We start from the raw sequence: 21,021 nt of genomic DNA, 5'->3' as shown, positions 1-21,021 counted from the left end.
ATCATGTTGATTCCCCGCAAGGTCAAGCACCGCAAGCAGCACCACCCGCGGCAGCGCGGTATCGCCAGCGGTGGTACCGAGGTGAGCTTCGGTGACTACGGCATCCAGGCCCTGGGCCATGCCTACATCACCAACCGGCAGATCGAGTCCGCTCGTATCGCCATCAACCGGCACATCAAGCGTGGCGGCAAGGTCTGGATCAACATCTTCCCGGACCGTCCGCTGACCAAGAAGCCCGCCGAGACCCGCATGGGTTCCGGTAAGGGTTCGCCGGAGTGGTGGGTCGCCAACGTCAAGCCCGGACGCGTGCTGTTCGAGCTGAGCTACCCGGACGAGAAGGTCGCTCGGGAAGCTCTGACCCGTGCGATCCACAAGTTGCCGATCAAGGCACGCATCGTTACCAGAGAGGACCAGTTCTGATGGCAGTGGGAACCGCGCCTGGTGAACTGCGCGAGATGACCGATGACGAGCTGACCGGCCGTCTGCGTGAGTCGAAGGAAGAGCTTTTCAACCTTCGCTTCCAGATGGCGACAGGCCAGCTCGCCAACAACCGTCGGCTCCGTGTGGTCCGACAGGAGATTGCGCGTGTGTACACCGTGCTGCGCGAACGTGAGTTGGGCCTGGCTTCCGGGCCCGTAGGTGAGGATTCGTAATGGCAGAGACCAAGGGGCCGAAGCACACCCCTCGCACCGAGAAGCCGCGCGGCAGCCGCAAGACCGCCATCGGCTACGTGGTGAGTGACAAGATGCAGAAGACCATCGTGGTCGAACTGGAATCGCGCAAGAGCCACCCGCTCTACGGCAAGATCATCCGGACCACCACCAAGGTCAAGGCGCACGACGAGAACAGCGACGCCGGCATCGGCGACCGCGTCTCGTTGATGGAGACCCGGCCGCTGTCGGCGACGAAGCGCTGGCGCCTCGTCGAGGTTCTGGAGCGCGCCAAGTAACACCCCTGCGCGAGCAGACATGAAATCGCACGGAAACCCAACGGTTTCCGTGCGATTTTGCGTTTGACGGCGAGCGAACTATTTCCCCAGCACCCCGGATTCGTGATAGCTGCGATCCGTGTTGACCTCCCAGGGATCCACATCCTCACCGAAGTATCGGGCGACGCTGTGCATGGCGCTCAACATCGCGTGGTCCTGGTTGTCGTAGCGGTGCATGCCGTTGCGCCCGACCGGGTGCAGAGTCGGGTGGGTCTCAAGCAGATAGTCCCGAACTAGAGCGACACTTCGATCCCGAGCCGGGTCGCTGATCGGGTAGGCGAAATGTGACCGCACGACCATGACTCGCTCGATCAGTGAGCTATCGATGCCGAGAGCGTGAAGATCGGCTTCGGCAAGACTTCTCAGGTGTTCGTCGTCGGCCGTCCACAACTTGCGGTCCGGAGTGATGAAGTATTCGAATCCAAGGTATGTGCCATCCCAGTTCTCCGGAGACAGTTCGCTCGACCAGTGGCCGTAGTTCTGAATACGACCCGCCTGAAAGGCAGCACCGGGTGTGTACACCCAGTTGAAGGGAATGTCGTAGCGCCTCCGAAGGGCGATGGCGACGGTGATGAGGGCGCGATGTTTGAGCGCTTCGGCCGCCACGCGGATATGCCTGGGCGGCTGGGGCTCAAGGGCGTCCACGAGCAAGCGCAGCGGCATGCTCGAGAACACGGTGTCTCCGGACGCAGTGTCGCCATTCTCCAGTTCGACTGTCCAGCATCTGGGGTCGGCACGAACCTTGACGACCCGTGAACTAAGCGAGGGCACGATGCCCAGATCGGTCAGTGCCGAGGAGGCGGCTTCCCACATTTGGCCGGGCCCGAGCCGGGGATATCTGTACACGTCATGGTCGACGGCATCCCGCTCCCCTCTCGAATGCCAACTGATCGGCTTTATCCGCTGGTTCGCCCAGTCACTCGTGATCTCGTTGGGGTCGGCCAGCCACGTCTTGCGGACATAGCCGTCGAAGAACAGGCGGTACCAGTAGCGCCCGAATTCGTCTGTGCCCCACTCGCGGAAGCTTGCCGAATCGCCGATCCGACGCATCCCGCGCCCAATGCGGGACCGCAGAAGGCTACTCAGGCCGTGCAGTCCGCGCCAATATCCCATCTGCGTCAACAGATCGCGGCCATTGAGCGGATACCGCACATAGTGACCGTTGACGAGCATGGCAGAGCGCCGACGCACGGAGATCCAGTCGTCGGGGGCAAGCAGGGAGTTCCAGAGGTCTAAGACCTCCTTGTGCCTGGTGAAGAACCGATGACCCCCGGCATCAACGCGCCACTCGCCGTCGCGTGGCGTTCGCGCCAGGCCACCGACGTGCTCCGAGGCCTCGTAGATACGCGGCGTGACGCCCTTCCTCGCCAGTGTGAGAGCGGCGGTGAGTCCGGCGGGACCGGCGCCGATGATCAACGGGTTCCTCTGCGGCTCCACGGTCGCTACCGCCCCCGACGCTGCGGGAAGCGTCGATATTCATCGACCAGATCGTCGATGTGCCGGGGTTCCAACTCGTTGAGCGGCGTGGTCAGAAAGATCAGCTGCGCGTACTGGCTCTGCAATGGCAAGAACCCACTGAGCAGTGGCTCCGGCGTGGTTCGGATCACCAGGTCAACCTCGCCGATCTCGAACGCAGCGTTGATATCACATCCTTCTCGCTGGGCTCGATGATGTGCGGCCCGCAGCTCGTCACCCGCGTCATAGGCAGAGAGCACATTGATCTGGAAATCGTCACCGGTCATCGACTGTTCCAGCTCTTGCGCGGCCGCAAGGTAGTGCTGCGGCAGCAGCTTTCGGTCACCGTGCAACCGCACACTGCAGGCGGCGGAGTCGAAGTGAGCGGGAATCAACGTGGTGAAGAAGTGGATCGATGCGGCGTACACCGCATCCAGCTCGGCGTCGTGGCGCGCCAGATTCGCACGGCTCAAGTTGTACACCGAAACCGTCTGGACGCCGTTTCGTCTCAGGGCCAGTAGTATTTCTACGACCTTCTCCGCGCCGCGCAGGTACGCGTCGGTCAAGGTGACGCCGTTTCGATCCGCCCACCGCCGTAACCCGTCGGGAATCAACCCCACGTGAGCAGGCTCATGACGCATCGGTCGTCCACCCCTACCTGGCGACGTCATTCCGCGCTCTTCAGCACCGCCAGCACGGTCAGCACCAGGATCTTGAAATCCAGTTTAAGTGACCAGTTCTCGATGTAGTAGTTGTCGAACTCGGCCCGGTCTGCGATCGAGGTCTGCCCCCGAAGCCCGTGTACCTGGGCCCAGCCGGTGATGCCGGCCCTCACCCTATGCCGTTCGCCGTAGCGGCGGATCTGCATTTCGAACAGTTCGACGTACTCCGGCCGCTCGGGCCGCGGACCGACGAGGCTCATCTCACCCCGCAACACGTTGAGCAGCTGAGGCAGCTCGTCTAGAGACGACTTGCGCATGATCTTGCCGATCCATGTGCGCCGGTCGTCACCCTCCACGCCACCAGGTGCCGCCCCCTCCTTCAATTCGAAGCTCGACGTCTCCGGATCCAGAGGGCGCATACTGCGGAACTTGAGACAGCCGAATGCCTTTCCGTCGCGCCCGACGCGTTCCTGACTGAAGAAGATTGGGCCCGGCGAGCTGATCTTGACGAGGACCGCCAGTGCGATGAACACGGGCGATATGAGTAGGAGCCCGAGTGCCGCAGCCATCCGGTCAGAGGCATGCTTGAGGGTGAACTGCCAACCCTTGGGATCGACGCGGTAGAGCACCATCAAAGGCACTCCGCCCAGATGTTCGACTCTGGCGCCGCCGCCCACGGCGTCCATGAGTCGCGGAACCACGCGCACCTGCATTCCGAGGTTCTGAGCCAACTGAGCGGTACGCGCCAGCCGCTCGTCGGACACCGCGGATGGCGCGATGATCAGTTCGGTGGCGCCGGTGGCTCGGGCGGCGGTCTCGAGATTGTCTATGGTTCCGAAGTACTTCACGTCGAGCGGGTCCCCGTCACTGAGCCGTTCGTCGTCGAGCAACCCGGCGGGATGCAAGCCGTAGTCGGGTACCTGCCGCATCCGTGTGATGAGCTGGTGAGCGATCGGACCGGAGCCGACGATCAGCGCCAGCGACCCGAAGCGATGCTTGCGCCGCAGATACCGCTCCGCCAGTGACCTGATCAAACGAACCGCAGGGATCAGAACCGCGGCGCACACCCATATCCGCAGCAACAATTCGCTTGGGCGGACGTAGGGTACGACCACCTCGCCAATCTGTAAGGGAGGCACCAGTAGCAGCATGATCGTCAACGTCGCCAGCGTCGCGACGGCAACCGACGTCTCGACCGGTTCGAAGTCGTCTAGGAAGCTGTGGCTCAGCTTCCGCCGATACAAAGACCGAGTGGCCAGGACGATCACGACGACCGGCACGAAGACCCACGAATACAGGGCCATATTGCGCTCGTCGACGGGGCCCGAGACCCACCACTGAGCAATCAGCACCGACCAGAAGGCTGCCCAAATATCCAGTCCCACGGTGAGCGTCACATATCCCGACTCCTCGCGCAGACGATCGATGAAGCGAGGCGAGGCCGCGACCTCGTGGCGGACTGGCGATGAAACGGCGTTCGACCGCGACCCCGTGAGCCGCTGGCGCGGCCGTTCGGGAGCCGTCGCCTTCGCGTCTAGTTGCATTCAGCCAATCCCTTGGGCGGATCTGAGAGATTCGACTCTAGGTGCGCCGCGCCGACCATGCGGTCAATTCAAACGGCGGGTCGCAAATTCAGCCAAAAATAGTGAACCGGTTAGCAATTCGAATTTGCTGAGTGCCCGCTTTCTAGCGGATTGGACTGGCCTCGGGGCCGAAGATCCGTTCAGTGGCCAGTGCTGCGAGATCGCTCAGTACCTGAACGTGCCCGGTGCCCCAAAGCCGCGGCTTGGTGTCGAATGCACATAGCGTGCCAATGGCCATTCCCGCCTGATCAATGAGAGGTATGCCGAGGTAGGCGACGACGGTACCATCGCGAACTGCTGGATGGTTCTTGAATACTGGATCGACCCGCGCATCCTCGAGAATCAACGGCCTTCCGTTTGCCACAGCGTATTGACAAACCGATCTATTGAGTGCCGTCTGCCTTTCCTGGGGAGAGTTGATCTCCATTCCGGCTGAACTCTTGAAGAATTGTCGGTCGGCGTCGACCAACGTCACGAGCGCGAATGGCACGTCCAGTGCGTCGGCGGCCGCGCGGGTGATCCGGTCGTAGATCGCCTCCGGCGGGGAGTCCAACAGCCCTGTGGCATACAGCGAGCGCAGCCGGTCCGGGTTCGTAATCGCGGCTGAAACGTTCGGCATCGCAATATCGGCAAACACCCCGGAATCGGCGAGGTGCGTCAGCAGTTCGTCGACCGAGTCGCCGTCGGTGCGCCTCTGCTCAGCCACCATCCGTGATGCCACAGCGCGGGACACATAGGTCTCGACGTCCTCGCCGGCTTCATGCGCCCGCTCGGAGAGCAGGCGGTTGAGCCACTCGTCGAACGATGCAAGGCCGCTGGTCACCCGCCCACGTTATCTGATCGTGGCACGCCCGGTGATACTGCCGGGCACCACGACCAGACACCAGGGCCAAAGGTGTTCGGACCGAACACGAGCGACGTAATCTGGGAGTCCCGATGATCAGGAGGGCATGTGCCAGAAGCCAGAACGAGTGGCCGCCCCGTCGACCTCCTGTTCGATGCCCGGCATGTGCGCCAGAGTGGCATAGGTACCTACATTCGCACTCAACTTCCTCATCTCGAGGAGGCTGCGGCTCGTCACGGCCTGTCCTTAGCGGTTCTGGCAGGTCAGGACACCCTGCCCGCGCTTCGGCCGAGCACCGACGTCCTTATCGCGTCGCCAGCGTCAGCCGCGATGTACTCCGCCGCCGAACAACTCGCGTGGCTTCGCGCGTTCGACCAGGCGCGACCCCGGGCGGTTTGGCTGCCGCACTACCCCTACCCAGTGGCTCGGTTGCTGCCTGGCAATCACCGGATGCTGACCTACGCCACCGTGCACGACACCATTCACGTCCTGCCCTCGAGCATCAGCGGGCAGAGCCTGGCATATCGCTTGTACGCACGCGCGATGCTCAGCGCAGACGCGCGGTCGTGTCGCCGGATCTTCACACCGTCAGAAGCCACCGCAGCGACGTTGACGAGCATTGTCGCTTCCGCCCGGGTTCAGGTGACACCGATCCCCGTGGACGAGGTCTGGTTGGAGCGCGCCGATCCGAATCTGTCACCGGTCGACGGCCGGTATCTGCTGTATGTCGGAAACACGAAGCGGTACAAGAACCTTCCGCTTCTGCTGGAGGCATTCTCTGATCTGGCCGGGACCATTCCCCACAAGCTGGTGATCGCTGGAGGCGGCGCCACCGTGCGGACACTGGACGAGCGAGTCCGCGGACTCGCCGAGGACAATGGCGACCGGGTGGCGCTCATGGGGCAACTCGACTTCGCGGTGCTACGTGCGCTGGTCGCGTCGGCGGACTTGCTGGTCATGCCGTCGCTGTACGAAGGTGCCGGATTGCCTCCGTTGGAGGCCATGGCCTCCAAGACGGCTGTTCTGTCGGCAGACATCCCGGTCCTTCGCGAAACGTGTGGCGACGGTGCCGAATACTTCGACCCCCACGACCGCGGAGCGTTGGCGCAACTGATGCGCAAGTACTGCGATGACGACGGAGCGAGAGCCGACCTGGCGGCGCGGGGCCATGCTCATGTCTTGAAGCGTCAGCAGCAGATCTGCCCGACATTGGCCGCCGACGCAATTTGTGCCGACCTGGTCGCGAACCGGAGGTGATGACATCGAGGCGCCGGCTCATCGCCGGTGCGCCCGCCGCAGCACTGGCCGTTCTGGCGGGCTGTCAGCTCGGCGGGAGCACAGTCGTCGATGTCAGGAAGTTCGGCGCCAGGGGAGACGGGGCCGCCGATGACTCGCGGGCAATCCAGGCCGCTGCGGCAGCACTACGTTCTGGCGGCACACTGTACTTCCCGCCGGGGACATACCGTTTCGCGCAGCGTCGTCCCGATGGATCAGCGGCCATCGTCATCACTGGTGTGTCCGACGTCGGCGTCCAGTTCGACGCCGGGGCCGAACTCCTCATGGACAACGTCGACGAGACCGCACGGACGGGCACCAGCCACGGTCTCCTGGTCCGTGGGCCCGCATCGCGAATCTCTCTGCGCAATGTGAACATTCGGTGGGCGTCCGATGCGAAACGATCGCTCGGCGACGGCATCAGGGTGGTTGGCTGTCCCGCCCACGGGGGAGCGCTGCCGACCGGATGGTCAGGGCCTCGAAGAGAAGTCGCCGGACTCACACTGTCGGACTGCGAAATTCGACGGAGTCCGCAGGCCGGGGTGATCATGATGGGGGTGTCCGACATCAGCGTCGCTGGGCTCCGGGTGGCAGACAGCCGGGCGGACGGCCTCCACTTCAACGCGTGCCGAAGCGCCAGAATCGACGACTACACCGCTGTCGACGCCGGCGACGATGGATTGGCGTTGGTGACGTACTTCGACCGCCAATTCTCCTTCGACCAAGCCGCACAGACCTTCTCTTTCCCCGCTCTGACCGACTGGTCGAACACGGACTTCGTCGTCAAGGACGTCGACATCGTTCGCGGCCGGGCGAACGGGGTCCGTATCGCGGGAGCGAACCGCGTGACAATCGGTGGCCTTCGAGTCGGCGGCGTGCGATCCGGCGCCGCGGTGATGGTCGACTCCGCGGAACCGGGCACGGACGTCGGTTGGAATTATGTCGCCAGCCGGGCGGTTCGCGTCGACGATGTCACTGCGACCGACTGCGACACCGGAATTCATCTGCTGGCAAGGCCGGGAGCCTCCGGTGATCAGCGCTTCAGAGAGTTCGACGTACACATCGACAAGGCCAAGCTCGACGGTTGCAGCAATTGGTCGGTTCGGGCTGAGTCGTTGGCCGAACACAAGGTGAGCGGCCTGCGCGTCGACGACTGCAGCATCACGGCAGTCTCGGCGACGGGCGGCAACGGCGGGGTGGGAATCGCCCAGGCAAACGGGGTCTCCCTTGGCCACGTGTCGATTCGGCACGTGGAGCCGGTCGTGGCCTTCAGAGCCGTGAACGCTGGGCAGCTCGCAGTCGATCGCATCGCGGTGACGATCAGCGCATCCGAACAGCCGGAGGGCGCGGCAGCACCGTGCGTGTCGCTTGATGACTCCGACGGTGTCATCGCCGAGATGGAAATCGATTGGTCGGCAGCCCCCAGCTCGTGGAATGCCGTCCGGATGTCACCCATCGAACAGTGCGGTGGCGATTTGCGAGAAGCCCCGGTCGCCATCCGGAGCCTTAAACTCACACCGCCGCTTGGCAAATCAGCGATCATCTGTCAGTAGGTGGTCGCAGCCTGGTGGCGAGGAACGCGCTCCCGGCCGTCAGCAGCAAGAGGAAGATGACGATGCCGTAGGTCAGAATCTGCACGCGCCATACCTCGAGGAAGCAGTAAGCCACCACGCCGGCCGATGCGGCGAGTACTGGGCTCAAACTGAAGATGCGCGCGAAGGCATAGCCGGCGAATCCGTACGCCACGATGGTGTAGAGCCAGCCCCAGATCCCGTGCTCGGCGTAGGTGTCGGCGAAAACCGAATTGGTGAAGAAGTTTCCGGCGAAGGTCACCGAGTACCCGTAGACCGATGCCTGCTTCCAGCTGTCGTCCTTGGCGACCTTGTTGAACTGCAGGAAAGTGGGCTGAACGGCGGCCAGCGAGGTCACCGCGCCGCCCTCGTTCTCCCAGGCGCCGCCGCTCACGGCGTCCGCCACTCCAAGGGAGATCTGCGCTGGGACGGCCAGGTATGCCCCTGTCTGATACAGGTTCATCGCGACCGGATTCGTGACTCCGGCTTCTCGGTAGTAGTTCGCGTTACGGAAGTAGTTGAGTGCTGTGAGAACTGCGAACCCGCTCAGCACTATCAGTGCGACCGCGACCCACCTGCGCATCGCAGATGCGCCGCCTGTTCGTCGTGGTTCGCGACCTCTCACCCAAGCGGCCAGATAGACCGCGCACGCCATGAGAAGTGCGAGCCGGGAGGCGATCATGGAGTTGGCGACCAACAGCAGCACGGCCGCCACCATGTACGGCCAGCCGATGACCTTCTTGCGCCACAGGTACACCCCAATCGGCGCAGCAAGGATCGTGGCGTATCGCAGCGTCTGGGGGCCCGCGAATCCCGAGAGTGCGTTGCTGAAATCGTTGGCGGTCTGCTCGCTCAGTGAATCGACGATTGCGGCGATGCCGCCCACCTTGAAGAACGAGTAGCCGACTCCGATCGCACCGGCCGCGAGAAGGACAAAGAAATAGCGCCTCTCGAACCAGGCGGTGTTCGTGTGCTGGTAACCGGAGGTAGGCCGCGAGCGATGTGTGCCGAGCCAGAAACCGACCATCGACACCATCACGATCGCGCAGTACCACAGCAGAAGTAGTGCGATGCCTCGACCGCTTGCCGGAGCGGGGACCGAAAACCCGGTCAACGCCTCGGAGGCGGCCTGCGGTCCTCCAAGTCGTTGCCTGGCGACCAACGCCGACCACCCGACGAACGACATGATCACCGGGGCCATGATCAAGACGCCCGGCGAGAACCACGCGGGGGCTCGGGACGATGTTGTTCGGGAATGGTGCACAACGACTTCGGCGCTACTGTTCGCGTCCATTCCTAACTGAACCGTTCGCGTAGCGGCCGAAGCCCGAATGTCGCCGCGTAGTCCGGAGCGCCCCTGACCGCGGCGTAGTGGTACAGCAGGGCGGTGACCATCTCGGACACGACGAACGCCAGAAATATCGCCGCGGTGTTCTGCCACATGACAAGGAAGCTCACGCTGATGATCAGGTAGATGACCGTGCTGCCCCCACGGATCCAGAACACCAGCGTGGTCTTGCCTGCCTTGCGAAGCGCGGCGAACGGCACGGTGGACACCAGCGTGACGGCCTTCCAAAGACAGGCCAGCAGCATCGCGGCGGCACCCACACTCCGCCACGCCGGGCCGAATATCAGGCTTCCGAGTCCGCCGAACGCAGCGAGCATGACCACGGCCAACCCCATGGCGAATACCGCGACAAACGCCGTGAGTTCGCCTCGGTGCCCGTGAGCGAGCAGCCGGTACCTGCCGTACGCCAGAATCGGTTCCACCGCGCCCGCGACCGTGGAGATGACGCGAAACGTCACCGACGCCATCGGTCCGACCATGACCAAGAGAAGGGATGTGATCGCGGGCTGAACGGCACCGACGACCGCCGTCTCTGCCGTAACCCAGCTGGACCGGCGGACGTCCGGAGGGAAGCCCATGTGCGGCATCCTCTTTCGAGGCTGATACCGCACCAGCACAGCCAGGAGGGCGCCGATAGCCAGCACTCGCACAGAATGCGGATTGTGCTGATCAGCCATCCAGAGCGCGACCACGCTGGCGGCGACCAACACCGCCGCTCCCAGGCCCTCGCGCTTCCACTGCCCATCGACCACCCCGATCGAGCGGGACATCAGCAGGCCGGTCATCACGCCGATGGAACTCGCCATGAGGACAGGTGAGGGTGCAACCGCAGGCCCAATCACCAGCAGTCCACCTGCGGCAACGGTGAACAAGACCACCCAGGTGGGCAGGCCCAGATCGCCCTCGGCGTTCGGGGTTGCCAGGCGACCCTCCACGATGAAGGCGTTGAAGAGCTGCGCGACGTAAACGCCGACAGCGAGCGACAGTGCCAGGAACCCCTGGGTCTCGATGGGAGCGATGCGGGCATAGATCGCAATGAATATCGCCGGAAAGACATTCAGCGCCAGGCCGGCAACCACCTGAACGGCGGTGTGCACGTGTTTGACGTCAGGCACAGCCGAACCAGCCAGATGTCGAGCGGCGCGTCATTGTCGGTGGCTGCCCAGTGTCTGCGTGATGACCCCGGCCATCCTGCGGCGGAAGTTCTCCGGCGAGAACCGTTCTGCGTGCACACGTACGTCGATCGGGTCGAAGCGGCGGCTGTCGAATGACGCGAACTCCTCCGCGAAGTCGCTGACCATCTCGGCGTCGTCGGCGCCGGAGACGAATGTCCCCGTACGGCCATCGACGACGCTGTCGAGCGCGCCGCCGGCCCCGAGAGCGATCACGGGAGTGCCGCATGCCATGGCCTCGACGGGCGTGATGCCGAAGTCCTCCTCGCCTGGCATCACCAGCGCCTTCGCGCGGCGGTACAAGCTGCGGAACTCCTCGTTCGAAACCCGACCGACGAACGTGACGTCGGCGCCATCGGCGAGCCTCCTGCACTTGGCGGTCTCTCGGCCACCGCCGGCGACCACCAGTTTCACACCGGCCCGCTTGGCCGCTCTGATAGCGATGTCCGGGCGCTTGTAGGACACCAGCCTGCCCGCGAGCAGGAAGTAGTCCTCACGTGCCTCACTTGCGTCCGGTGTGTAGAAGTCGATGTTCACCGGGGGGTGGACGACCTGGGCCTCGCGATGCCAATGACGCTTGATCCGTTGTGCCACCGCCGAGCTGTTCGCCACGATGGTCGTGAGCTTAGAAGCCGCGGCCAGTTCCGTCTTGATCGCCAACCGCGCCAACACGTCGAGTGCCAGGTGACCGGCTCGCGACGAAGCCTCTTCGATTCGCATGTCCTCGTCCCACGCCCACCTCGCCGGCGAATGGACGTAGGCGATCGTCGGTGCCCGGGTCGCGGCGTTGGCAGCGGCCACCGCGAACGCGTGATGGCTGATGATCACGGCGTCGGCAGAACCGTAGTCGCGGCGTCGCAACCATCCCGGCACGAGCGGAAGCAACGGCGCGTAGCTGCGGTAGCCCGCCAAACGGTAGGCCGCAGTGAGTGAACCGGTCTTGACGCGGGACGTGAACGCAGAGGTGACCCGTGAATCGACGATGGGAATCGTGATCGGCGCATCTGGCCATTCCCGGGAGAGTTCAGCAACGACGTGCTCGGAACCGGCGATCTCGGTCAGCCGTTCGTGAACGATTGCCAGCCTCATTTGTGGCTCCGCCGTGCGCCGAACGCAAGGCCCTGCCAACGGAGGTGAGTGAACACCGCCACCACGGGCGCTGCACTGGATGCGGTGGCAGCGCGCAGCGCCAACGCGTGCGTCACGGTGTCGGCCTCGATTCGGAACACCAGGACGATGTCGGTCGCGGCGCCGACGACGTCGGGGGTCAGCGCCGGGTCGCCGACGGATCCACCGTGGACCACTTGTGTCGCGTGTGATCCGGCCGCCGCCATCTTTAGCAGAGAGGCCACGACGGGGGCTCCCGATGACGATGAAGCGCCGATGACGAGGATGAGGCGATCGGGCCCCGCGGACCGACACTGCGCGTAGAGCGTTCGGCCGAGCCGCGCCTGTTCATCAGTCCACGCATCACGCGGCGGCATGTCGAGGTCGACGGCGGGCAGCAGCACACCGTCGACCTCGTCGGTCACGGTCTTCACCAGGGATCCGCGGCCAGCGCGTCGCCGTCGAGCGAGCACGACTGCCGCACCACAGGAACCGCCCACCAGCGCGCCGAGAACCGCTCCCATGAGCCACTGCCTGCTGCTCGGACGGTTCAGCGTCGGAGGCTGCACGACGAGCAGGGCGCCGGCCTGTTCCGCTTGCAGCTCGACGCTCTCGCGCACTCGCTGGAGTTCCTGCGTACGGGTGGGGTCTTCGGCGGCTCGCTGTTGCCATTCGGACAGCCTCGGCAGGATCGTCCGAAGCTGCGCGTCAACGCGCTGCTCGAGTTCGTGTCCGTAGAGGTCGATGGCTGTCTGCACGGTTCTGACGGCTTCGTCGCCAGACCTACTACTAGTGCTGATGGTGACCATCGGCGACTCGTTGGCCTGCGCGATGTTGAGTTCCGCGGGCTCGTCGTTCGCCATCTTGCGAGCCACGGCCTGTGCGAAGCCCTTCCCAGACAGGTAGGCGATCTCCCCAGCGACGAATGCGCTCGTGTTGTCCTGGTTGTTGGGAGTGGTCTGATCCGCGCCGCCTGCGATGGCAGTCAGGTCAGCCGGATTTTGGAGTCGCACAAAGGCTGTCGCGGTGCTGTCTGCTGCCAACGTCGCGAAGCCAACTCCGCCGATGAGCCCCCCGGCGCACAGGCCGATGACTGCGCCGACGAGCACCTTCATGATCAGCAAGCGGGTTTCGAGCGATGAAATAGTGGAAATCGTGGTCGGGGGTACCTTCGACACCTTGAAACCCAACTCTGCGGCGCTCCGTCCTGAACTCACGATGCGATCAATATGGTAGTTGCGCTAGGCCGAATTGCCCGGCATTGGATGGACCCGCGCCGATTGGGAAATGTGTCGTGGCGGTCACGCCGGTATCCCTGCATTTGTGGACATGACAATATCGTAATTGCCGCACCCGATCACTAAAGCACCGATGATATTGCATTCGACTTTGCGTGCACGCGGTTTGCGGAGGTTATTGCGAAGCTGATTTCCCCGCGAATCGCGTGGCGGCGGGTCTGGCGCCACATTCCGTGGTTTGACGGTATTGTCCGACGCCAATATGCAATTCGGATGCCGCCACACTAAAGACTGGAGCGGGTGTCTCATGAGTTCAGCGATGCCGTGCACGTGACGAGGAACGAGGCGGCCATGAACCGAGGACTGTCTCGAACATTGATAGGGCACAACACTATCCGTCGGTTGGTGGGCCTACTTCTGTCGGTGGTGCTCGCGGCGACACTTGGCATACCACAGGCGGCTCATGCCGACCCGGTGAACCTTGACCCCGCTGCAGGCGGAGAGGTGGCGCTGCCGTGGAGGACACTCGGACTTACCAGCGACATCACGCTGGTCGGTGCCAACACCAATCAAGATTTCACAGTTCCCGTGCCATCCGGTTTCTCCATCATTCGGCTACGCGGACTCATTCATGCACCGGTCGATTTCGCCGCGGGGTTCGTGGAGATCGTCGACAGTAGGGGCGCACTCATGGCAACGGTCGACTTGCCCGCCGTTGCCCCGAATCAGGCCGTTGTTCCATTCGACGTCGATGTGGCGGCGGCCCAGTCCGGTGCCTCGGGAGTCGGGCTGTCCTTTACGGTGCGAGAGGTTCCGCGCCCAGGCCAAGAAAGGTGCGGGCTCGGGGAGCGCGTGGTCATCAGCGATCTCGTTGCGGTGTTCGCCGGAAACGAAACCGCCCCGGCCACGATCGCGACGTTCTTCCCCCCAGTTCTGCAGCGACTCACGATCTATGCGCCGACCGACGCCGAGGACGCGGAGAAGCAGGGGGTGCTCACATTGGCGTCAGCGATCGCGCGCATGTACCGGCCGCAGTCGACAGCGATCACCGTGGTCAGTCAACCGCGCGGTGCTTTACCCCCTCCCGCACCACAATTCACCCGCGCCATCGTGGTCGAACGCGGCGATGCCGGACTCGAGGTCGTCAACGCGGGCAGTTCCAATGCCTTCCTCAAGCTGACTGGCCGCGGCGACCAACTCGCCGATCAGGCATCGCTTGTGGTCAACCAGTTGCAGTCGTTGGCGCAGGTCCCGAATGCGCGTGTCGACAGGGCGGGTTCCGACTCCACCTCCGAGTCCGGGCCCGACGAGGTCACCTTCGGTCAGTTGAAGCTGACGGGCGAAAGCTCGGTGCTTCGGACGTCCAAGCTCACCGTGGGCGTGGACCGATCCGCAATGGGCGCCCGCGTTGACGGCGTGCAAGTGCATCTACTGGCCACCCATACGCCGGTCGCGGATGCAGACTCCGCCAGTCTGATGGTCAGCGTGAACGGTCAGGCGGTCTACACCTCTCCGCTACGGGACAGTGGCCGCGTCGATGCCGTGTTCGACGTGCCCGGCGAGTTTCTCAAGCAGCGAGTCAACTTCGATTTCGACCTGACGTTCAGCCCGCGCCAATTGTGCAGCCCGACCATTGCGCCGATGACGTTTGAGTTGGATCCCCGGTCGACGCTGACGATGCGACGCGGTGGGCAGCCACTTGGGGGTTTCGGCGCCGTGCCATCGGAATTCAGCCCCGAGTTCCTCGTCGCGCTCGACGGCAGCAGTCCGAATCAACTCGACTATGCGTCCCGCGTGGTAGCGGATATCGCTCGGCGGTCCGAGGCGCCCTTGATGCCGCGTGTCGTCAACGTCAAGGACGCGGCAGGAGCGAGTACGGGCGCGCTGATCGTGGCGAACTCTGCGACGTTGCGGTCGACGTCGATGCGTCCGCCGATCGGTGGCGAGAACTCCGATGTGCAGGTCGCTCTGCGTGATGAACTTCGCGCCAACATCAACGGGGGACTGGGCTCGATCCAGGTCTTTGCCGACCAACCCCGCAACCGCACGGTCGTCCTCGTCACTTCGAGTGGAGCGTGGTCGCTCGTCGAGCCACTCTTCGGCTATATCGATCAGCTGCCGGATGGATGGTCGAGCCTCGCCGGTGACGTTCTGGCGGCAGGCGCGGACGGCACGGCCACCGATCTGGCGATCGGACCGGAGGGCATCGCGCCGACAACAGGCCAGGATGGAGCCAACTCGCCGCCTATCTGGCTGGCCATCGGCGTAGGACTCCTCGCCGCCGCCGTGCTCGGATTGGGTGCAGCGCTGTTGTGGCGACGGCGCCGCGGTGGTGCTGACTAGACGGATATCGCCTGACGCTCAGCCGTTGCAAGGCAGTGTCTTTGAGAGCATTGCCGAGGTAAAGCTGCGCTGTGGGTCAATTTCTCAGCGACGCTACATCTAGCCGGTGTAACCTCCGGGCGACCGGCGACGACACGGCGGCCGACGGATCAGGACGAGGCGCGATGACACGGACGTTCAACGGCAAGATCGAACTCGATATCCGCGACTCGGAACCCGACTGGGGCCCGTATGCGGCGCCGACCGCCCCGGCGGGCTCACCCAATGTCTTGTACCTGGTCTGGGACGATATCGGCATTGCCACCTGGGACTGCTTCGGTGGACTGGTCGATATGCCCGCGATGAGCCGGATAGCGCAGCGCGGTGTGCGGCTGTCGCAGTTCCACACCACCGCGCTGTGCTCGCCGACCCGCGCCTCGCTGCTGACCGGTCGCAATGCCACGACCGTGGGGATGGCGACCATCGAGGAGTTCACCGACGGATTCCCGAACTGCAATGGGCGCATACCCGCCGACACGGCGTTGTTGTCGGAGGTGCTCGCCGAGAACGGGTACAACACCTACTGCGTGGGCAAGTGGCACCTGACCCCACTGGAGGAGTCGAACCTCGCCGCCACCAAGCGACATTGGCCGTTGGCCCGGGGTTTCGAACGGTTCTATGGATTCCTGGGCGGCGAGACCGATCAGTGGTATCCGGAACTGGTGTACGACAATCACCCCGTCGCGCCGCCCGCCACTCCCGAGGAGGGCTACCACCTGTCGAAGGACCTGGCGGACAAGGCGATCGAGTTCATTCGGGATGCCAAGGTGATCGCACCCGACAAGCCGTGGTTCAACTACCTGTGCCCAGGCGCTGGCCACGCGCCCCACCACGTCGCCAAGGAGTGGGCCGACAAGTACGCCGGCCGCTTCGACATGGGTTACGAGGCCTATCGCGAGGTCGTGCTGGAGAATCAGAAGAAGCTGGGCATCGTGCCCCAGGACACCGAATTATCGCCGGTCAACCCGTATCTCGACGTCAAGGGGCCCAACGGCGAGGCATGGCCGTACCAGGACACCGTCCGGGGATGGGACACGCTGGACGACGACGAGAAGCGGCTGTTCTCCAGGATGGCCGAGGTGTTCGCCGGCTTCCTGTCCTACACCGACGCGCAGATCGGCCGCATCCTCGACTACCTCGAGGAATCCGGTCAGCTCGACAACACCATCATCGTCGTCATCTCCGACAACGGAGCCAGCGGAGAGGGCGGACCGAACGGCTCGGTCAACGAGAACAAGTTCTTCAACGGCTACATCGACACCGTCGCGGAGAGCATGCGGTTCTACGACCAGCTCGGCGGGCCCGAGACCTACAACCACTACCCGATCGGGTGGGCGATGGCGTTCAACACGCCCTACAAGCTCTTCAAGCGCTACGCCTCACACGAGGGTGGCATCGCTGACAGTGCGATCATCAGCTGGCCCAACGGAATTGATGCGCACGGCGAAGTTCGAGACACCTACATCAATGTCTGCGATGTCACGCCCACCGTCTACGACCTACTTGGTATCACCCCGCCCGACGAGGTCGCAGGTATCGCCCAGAAGCCGCTCGACGGGGTGAGTTTCGCGGCCGCGCTTGCTGATTCGACTGCCGACACGGGCAAGGACACGCAGTTCTACACGATGCTCGGCACTCGGGCAATCTGGCACAAGGGCTGGTTGGCCAATACCGTGCACGCGGCGAGCCCCGCTGGTTGGTCGCAATTCCCCGCCGACCGCTGGGAGCTGTTCCACATCGAATCCGACCGCAGTCAGTGCCATGACCTGGCGACGCAGCAGCCGGAGAAGCTCGAAGAGCTCAAGGCGTTGTGGTTCAGCGAGGCCGCCAAGTACAACGGGCTGCCATTGGGCGATCTCAACATCTTCGACACGCTGGCTCGTTGGCGACCCTCATTGTCAGTCGATCGCAAGTCCTTTATCTACTACCCGGACTCGGCCGAAGTGGGCGTCGGTGCCGCCCCCGAGCTTCGGGGGCAGTCGTTCTCCGTCCTCGCCGAGGTCACCGTCGATGACGCCGCCGCGGAAGGCGTGTTGTTCAAGCAGGGCGCGGGCCACGGCGGTCACGTGCTGTTCGTCAAGGACGCCCAGCTGTGTTACGTCTACAACTTCATGGGCGAGGACGAACAGAGAGTCTGTGCCCCGGCCCCGATTCCTCTGGGCAGTCACGTGTTCGGCGTCAGATATGACCGGACGGGGACCGTGGAGAACAGCCACACCCCGCTCGGCGACGTCTCGCTGTACATCGATGACGCCAAGGTTGCGACGTTGCCGGGCGTGCGTGCCCATCCGGGCACATTCGGGCTCGCCGGCGGTGGGGTGGCAGTCGGTCGCAATGCCGGTCAGCCGGTGTCGAGCAGCTACCAGGCGCCATTCAGGTTCACCGGCGGCACAATCGCCAAGGTGGTCGTCGACATATCGGGCACTCCGTACGAGGACCTCGAAAGAGACTTCGCCCAGGCCTTTGCGAGGGACTGATGAGCACCTGGTGCATGAGTGGCATCGCGATCACCTGCGTCGTGGCGATCGGCGCGTCGGGATGTGCGCGGACAAGCGAGGGCGTTCCGGTCACCGAACCCTCGGCGGCATCAGTCTCGACATCGGTGGCGTCCGCATCGTCCTCACCGATGTCGTCCCCACCCGCGACGACCGACACCGCCCAGCCCGAGCCGGGCATTCTGCCGACGCTCCAGGTTCCGATCCCGGCGGGCACCGTGACGTGCCCACTACCTCCGGAGCCTGGCGATGCCGTCGAGACGGCGGTGTCCGATCCACAGGCGCCGAAGATCACGGTGGCCCTCCCCGACGGCTGGAGCCTGGCCCCTGGTTCCGGTGACATGGCCGCCACGCTGACCGGACCCGAGGCGATGTCTGCGACCGTCACCATCGCGCGCACGACGCTCGATCCCGCAGCGGCGTTCCGCGACTACACCGATCGCATCATGGCCACCGCGGCCGTCAGCACCGTGAGCGTCCTGCCCGCGGAGTTGTGCGACTACAGCGGGCAGAAGCTGATGGGCGCCTGGTCGGACACATCGGAGAAATCGGTGGAGTTTCGCGACAGGATCGTGCACATCTGGACCAACACCGCCAACTACCTGGTGTCGGTGCACGTGGAGGCGCCCAGCGGTGTGGATGCCCTCGATGCCGCGGGCGCCCGGCTGACCGGTGACCCACAGGTCGAGATCCCCTGACCCGCCGACGCCAAGCGCGCGGAAAGCGCTGGTCGCCGCGATTTGGTGCATTCGCGCCGGTCACCTAGTATGTAGGGGTTGCCTTGGGCAGACCTCGGTAGCCGCTCTCGTCTGAGTCCTTCTTGTAAGTGCTCAGCGGAGGCGGAAGCCCTGCGTGCCCTTAGGTGACGAAGACCGCGTACGTCGAACAATCTAGTGCTGTTTGGCGTGCATCGAAATCGAGGAGATCGAGTGATTCAGCAGGAATCGCGAGTGAAGGTCGCCGACAACACCGGTGCCAAGGAGATCTTGTGCATCCGGGTGCTCGGTGGCTCGGCGCGACGCTATGCCGGCATCGGTGATGTCATCGTGGCCACCGTCAAGGATGCGATCCCCGGCGGCAACGTGAAGCGTGGCGATGTCGTGAAGGCCGTCATCGTTCGCACCGTCAAGGAGCGCCGTCGCGCCGACGGCAGCTACATCAAGTTCGACGAGAACGCCGCCGTCATCATCAAGCCCGACAATGACCCCCGCGGCACCCGCATCTTTGGGCCGGTCGGTCGTGAGCTGCGCGAGAAGAAGTTTATGAAGATCGTTTCGCTGGCCCCGGAGGTGCTGTAAATGAAGGTGCACAAGGGCGACACCGTTCTGGTCATCTCCGGTAAGGACAAGGGCGCCAAGGGCAAGGTCCTGGTCGCCTACCCCGACCGCGAGAAGGTCCTGGTCGAGGGTGTCAACCGGATCAAGAAGCACACCGCCGTCTCCAGCAATGAGCGTGGCGCGTCCTCGGGCGGCATCGTCACCCAGGAAGCCGCGATTCACGTGAGCAACGTGATGGTGGTCGACTCCGACGGCAACCCGACTCGGATCGGCTACCGCGTCGACGAGGAGAGCGGCAAGAAGGTCCGCGTGTCGAAGAAGAATGGCAAGGACATCTGAGAATGACTACTGCAGAAGCTCCCGCAAAGACACCGCCGCGCCTCAAGCAGCGGTACCGCGATGAGATCAAGGCCGCGCTGAACACCGAGTTCAGCTACGACAACGTCATGCAGATCCCGGGCGTCGTCAAGGTCATCGTGAACATGGGCGTCGGTGACGCCGCCCGCGACGCCAAGCTGATCAACGGCGCCGTCAACGACCTAGCGCTCATCACCGGCCAGAAGCCGGAGATCCGCAAGGCCCGCAAGTCCATCGCACAGTTCAAGCTGCGCGAGGGCATGCCGATCGGCGCCCGGGTCACGCTGCGCGGCGACCGCATGTGGGAGTTCCTCGACCGGCTCGTGTCGATCAGCCTCCCGCGTATCCGCGACTTCCGCGGCCTGTCGCCCAAGCAGTTCGACGGCAGCGGCAACTACACCTTCGGTCTCACCGAGCAGTCGGTGTTCCACGAGATCGACGTGGACAGCATTGACCGCCCGCGGGGCATGGACATCACAGTCGTCACGTCGGCGACGAATGACGACGAGGGCCGTGCGCTGCTGCGCGCGCTGGGCTTCCCGTTCAAGGAGAACTGAGCAGATGGCAAAGAAAGCGCTGGTCATCAAGGCCAACAAGAAGCCGAAGTTCAAGGTTCGCGGCTACACGCGTTGCAACAGGTGCGGGCGTCCGCACGCTGTCTTCCGCAAGTTCGGCCTGTGCCGAATCTGCCTGCGGGAGATGGCGCATGCCGGCGAGCTGCCGGGTGTCCAGAAGTCCAGCTGGTAATCCAAATCCAAACATTGAAACCACTTAACAAAAGTGCGCGGCAGGCCCCCAAGGGAATTCAACCCAGGGGAACCGCCGCGAGGAAGGTGAGCCGGTTGTCATGACGATGACTGACCCGATCGCAGACTTCTTGACACGTCTGCGCAACGCCAACTCGGCGTATCACGATGAGGTGACCTTGCCCCACAGCAAGATCAAGGCGAACATCGCCGAGATCTTGAAGGCTGAGGGCTACATCAGCGATTTCCGTACGGAGGATGCTCGCGTCGGCAAGTCCCTGGTGGTGCAGCTGAAGTACGGCTCCAGCCGTGAGCGCAGCATTGCGGGCCTGCGCCGGGTGTCCAAGCCCGGCCTGCGGGTGTACGCGAAGTCCACCAACCTGCCTCGGGTGCTTGGTGGCCTCGGCGTGGCGATCATCTCCACGTCCTCCGGCCTCCTCACCGACCGCCAGGCAGCGCGTAGCGGCGTGGGCGGCGAAGTCCTCGCGTACGTGTGGTAGCGGGATAGGAAGAGTAGAACT

General features: G+C 64.0%; 21 protein-coding genes. 13 read left to right on the top strand and 8 right to left on the bottom strand.

Features of this window, described 5'->3' with window-relative positions:
- Positions 1–3 precede the first annotated feature (3 nt).
- The 3 genes from rplP to rpsQ are packed head-to-tail and all read left to right on the top strand — an operon-like array spanning position 4 to position 949.
- Entirely contained in the window at positions 4–420 is a 417-nt protein-coding gene (gene rplP, locus ACZY0X_RS01095; protein ID WP_241400789.1) for a 50S ribosomal protein L16, read from the top strand.
- Positions 420–653, top strand: coding sequence for a 50S ribosomal protein L29 (gene rpmC / locus ACZY0X_RS01090; RefSeq protein ID WP_463767765.1), 234 nt, complete (start codon positions 420–422; stop codon positions 651–653). The genes rplP and rpmC overlap by 1 nt, the downstream gene beginning before the upstream one ends.
- Positions 653–949 (top strand): 30S ribosomal protein S17, encoded by a 297-nt coding sequence (gene rpsQ / locus ACZY0X_RS01085; protein WP_241400787.1) that lies wholly within the window; start codon positions 653–655, stop codon positions 947–949. Before rpmC ends, rpsQ begins: the two co-directional genes overlap by 1 nt.
- A gap of 78 nt (positions 950–1,027) precedes the next feature.
- On the opposite strand, the gene ACZY0X_RS01080 is transcribed toward rpsQ, so the two are convergent.
- The 4 genes from ACZY0X_RS01080 to ACZY0X_RS01065 form a co-directional block, all read right to left on the bottom strand.
- On the bottom strand, positions 1,028–2,425 hold the full coding sequence (locus ACZY0X_RS01080) for an NAD(P)/FAD-dependent oxidoreductase (RefSeq protein WP_463767764.1): 1,398 nt from the start codon (positions 2,423–2,425) through the stop codon (positions 1,028–1,030).
- Positions 2,426–2,430: 5 nt separating this feature from the next.
- A complete protein-coding gene (locus tag ACZY0X_RS01075) occupies positions 2,431–3,063 on the bottom strand; it encodes an undecaprenyl diphosphate synthase family protein (RefSeq protein ID WP_463767763.1) in 633 nt (210 codons plus the stop codon).
- Between the two features lie 47 nt (positions 3,064–3,110).
- Positions 3,111–4,649, bottom strand: a complete 1,539-nt coding sequence (locus tag ACZY0X_RS01070; protein WP_463767762.1) for a sugar transferase — start codon at positions 4,647–4,649, stop codon at positions 3,111–3,113.
- A 142-nt stretch (positions 4,650–4,791) separates the two neighbouring features.
- Positions 4,792–5,511 (bottom strand): GAF domain-containing protein, encoded by a 720-nt coding sequence (locus ACZY0X_RS01065; RefSeq protein WP_463767761.1) that lies wholly within the window; start codon positions 5,509–5,511, stop codon positions 4,792–4,794.
- 129 nt (positions 5,512–5,640) lie between these two features.
- Between ACZY0X_RS01065 and ACZY0X_RS01060 the strand changes: the two genes are divergently transcribed.
- Together ACZY0X_RS01060 and ACZY0X_RS01055 are read left to right on the top strand one after the other, a co-directional pair.
- The gene (locus ACZY0X_RS01060; protein ID WP_463767760.1) at positions 5,641–6,789 is read left to right on the top strand and encodes a glycosyltransferase family 4 protein; all 1,149 of its coding nucleotides are present in this window, start codon (positions 5,641–5,643) and stop codon (positions 6,787–6,789) included.
- Entirely contained in the window at positions 6,789–8,360 is a 1,572-nt protein-coding gene (locus ACZY0X_RS01055) for a glycosyl hydrolase family 28-related protein (RefSeq protein ID WP_463767759.1), read from the top strand. Before ACZY0X_RS01060 ends, ACZY0X_RS01055 begins: the two co-directional genes overlap by 1 nt.
- Here the strand turns inward: ACZY0X_RS01055 and ACZY0X_RS01050 are convergent.
- The 4 genes from ACZY0X_RS01050 to ACZY0X_RS01035 form a co-directional block, all read right to left on the bottom strand.
- Positions 8,347–9,564: an O-antigen polymerase gene (locus ACZY0X_RS01050; protein ID WP_463768720.1), complete on the bottom strand. Its 1,218-nt coding sequence runs from the start codon at positions 9,562–9,564 to the stop codon at positions 8,347–8,349. The genes ACZY0X_RS01055 and ACZY0X_RS01050 overlap by 14 nt on opposite strands.
- Before the next feature lie 110 nt (positions 9,565–9,674).
- Entirely contained in the window at positions 9,675–10,841 is a 1,167-nt protein-coding gene (locus ACZY0X_RS01045; RefSeq protein WP_463767758.1) for a hypothetical protein, read from the bottom strand.
- A gap of 30 nt (positions 10,842–10,871) precedes the next feature.
- Positions 10,872–11,987, bottom strand: a complete 1,116-nt coding sequence (locus ACZY0X_RS01040; RefSeq protein WP_463767757.1) for a glycosyltransferase — start codon at positions 11,985–11,987, stop codon at positions 10,872–10,874.
- The gene (locus ACZY0X_RS01035) at positions 11,984–13,222 is read right to left on the bottom strand and encodes a hypothetical protein (RefSeq protein ID WP_463767756.1); all 1,239 of its coding nucleotides are present in this window, start codon (positions 13,220–13,222) and stop codon (positions 11,984–11,986) included. The genes ACZY0X_RS01040 and ACZY0X_RS01035 overlap by 4 nt, the downstream gene beginning before the upstream one ends.
- A 426-nt stretch (positions 13,223–13,648) precedes the next feature.
- Between ACZY0X_RS01035 and ACZY0X_RS01030 the strand changes: the two genes are divergently transcribed.
- The 8 genes from ACZY0X_RS01030 to rpsH all read left to right on the top strand — a co-directional run bounded on the left by ACZY0X_RS01030 (position 13,649) and on the right by rpsH (position 21,000).
- Positions 13,649–15,586: a hypothetical protein gene (locus ACZY0X_RS01030; RefSeq protein WP_463767755.1), complete on the top strand. Its 1,938-nt coding sequence runs from the start codon at positions 13,649–13,651 to the stop codon at positions 15,584–15,586.
- Between the two features lie 164 nt (positions 15,587–15,750).
- Positions 15,751–18,102, top strand: a complete 2,352-nt coding sequence (locus tag ACZY0X_RS01025; RefSeq protein WP_463767754.1) for an arylsulfatase — start codon at positions 15,751–15,753, stop codon at positions 18,100–18,102.
- A gap of 14 nt (positions 18,103–18,116) precedes the next feature.
- Positions 18,117–18,818 carry a hypothetical protein gene (locus tag ACZY0X_RS01020; RefSeq protein WP_463767753.1) on the top strand — a complete coding sequence of 234 codons (702 nt, stop codon included), beginning with the start codon at positions 18,117–18,119 and terminating at the stop codon, positions 18,816–18,818.
- A 231-nt stretch (positions 18,819–19,049) separates the two neighbouring features.
- A complete protein-coding gene (gene rplN, locus ACZY0X_RS01015; RefSeq protein WP_241400773.1) occupies positions 19,050–19,418 on the top strand; it encodes a 50S ribosomal protein L14 in 369 nt (122 codons plus the stop codon).
- The gene (gene rplX, locus ACZY0X_RS01010) at positions 19,419–19,736 is read left to right on the top strand and encodes a 50S ribosomal protein L24 (protein WP_241400772.1); all 318 of its coding nucleotides are present in this window, start codon (positions 19,419–19,421) and stop codon (positions 19,734–19,736) included.
- A gap of 2 nt (positions 19,737–19,738) precedes the next feature.
- On the top strand, positions 19,739–20,311 hold the full coding sequence (gene rplE / locus ACZY0X_RS01005; protein WP_241400771.1) for a 50S ribosomal protein L5: 573 nt from the start codon (positions 19,739–19,741) through the stop codon (positions 20,309–20,311).
- 4 nt (positions 20,312–20,315) lie between these two features.
- The gene (locus tag ACZY0X_RS01000; RefSeq protein WP_163918946.1) at positions 20,316–20,501 is read left to right on the top strand and encodes a type Z 30S ribosomal protein S14; all 186 of its coding nucleotides are present in this window, start codon (positions 20,316–20,318) and stop codon (positions 20,499–20,501) included.
- 100 nt (positions 20,502–20,601) lie between these two features.
- Positions 20,602–21,000 carry a 30S ribosomal protein S8 gene (rpsH, locus tag ACZY0X_RS00995; protein WP_241400770.1) on the top strand — a complete coding sequence of 133 codons (399 nt, stop codon included), beginning with the start codon at positions 20,602–20,604 and terminating at the stop codon, positions 20,998–21,000.
- Positions 21,001–21,021 lie beyond the last annotated feature (21 nt).

The organism is Mycobacterium sp. IDUB_39, assembly GCF_055419205.1.
The sequence above is the reverse complement of the archived record's forward strand: the minus strand, read 5'-3'. Positions and strand labels throughout refer to the sequence as shown.

Bases quoted from the DNA above. Each gene is read 5' to 3' on its own strand.
- ACZY0X_RS01055 (WP_463767759.1), top strand. From the start codon at position 6,789: ATGACATCGAGGCGCCGGCTCATCGCCGGTGCGCCCGCCGCAGCACTG.
- rplX (WP_241400772.1), top strand. From the start codon at position 19,419: ATGAAGGTGCACAAGGGCGACACCGTTCTGGTCATCTCCGGTAAGGAC.
- ACZY0X_RS01020 (WP_463767753.1), top strand. From the start codon at position 18,117: ATGAGTGGCATCGCGATCACCTGCGTCGTGGCGATCGGCGCGTCGGGA.
- ACZY0X_RS01050 (WP_463768720.1), bottom strand. From the start codon at position 9,564: ATGTCGTTCGTCGGGTGGTCGGCGTTGGTCGCCAGGCAACGACTTGGA.
- ACZY0X_RS01040 (WP_463767757.1), bottom strand. From the start codon at position 11,987: ATGAGGCTGGCAATCGTTCACGAACGGCTGACCGAGATCGCCGGTTCC.
- rpsH (WP_241400770.1), top strand. From the start codon at position 20,602: ATGACGATGACTGACCCGATCGCAGACTTCTTGACACGTCTGCGCAAC.
- ACZY0X_RS01025 (WP_463767754.1), top strand. From the start codon at position 15,751: ATGACACGGACGTTCAACGGCAAGATCGAACTCGATATCCGCGACTCG.
- rpsQ (WP_241400787.1), top strand. From the start codon at position 653: ATGGCAGAGACCAAGGGGCCGAAGCACACCCCTCGCACCGAGAAGCCG.
- rplP (WP_241400789.1), top strand. From the start codon at position 4: ATGTTGATTCCCCGCAAGGTCAAGCACCGCAAGCAGCACCACCCGCGG.
- ACZY0X_RS01000 (WP_163918946.1), top strand. From the start codon at position 20,316: ATGGCAAAGAAAGCGCTGGTCATCAAGGCCAACAAGAAGCCGAAGTTC.
- ACZY0X_RS01070 (WP_463767762.1), bottom strand. From the start codon at position 4,649: ATGCAACTAGACGCGAAGGCGACGGCTCCCGAACGGCCGCGCCAGCGG.
- rplE (WP_241400771.1), top strand. From the start codon at position 19,739: ATGACTACTGCAGAAGCTCCCGCAAAGACACCGCCGCGCCTCAAGCAG.
- rpmC (WP_463767765.1), top strand. From the start codon at position 420: ATGGCAGTGGGAACCGCGCCTGGTGAACTGCGCGAGATGACCGATGAC.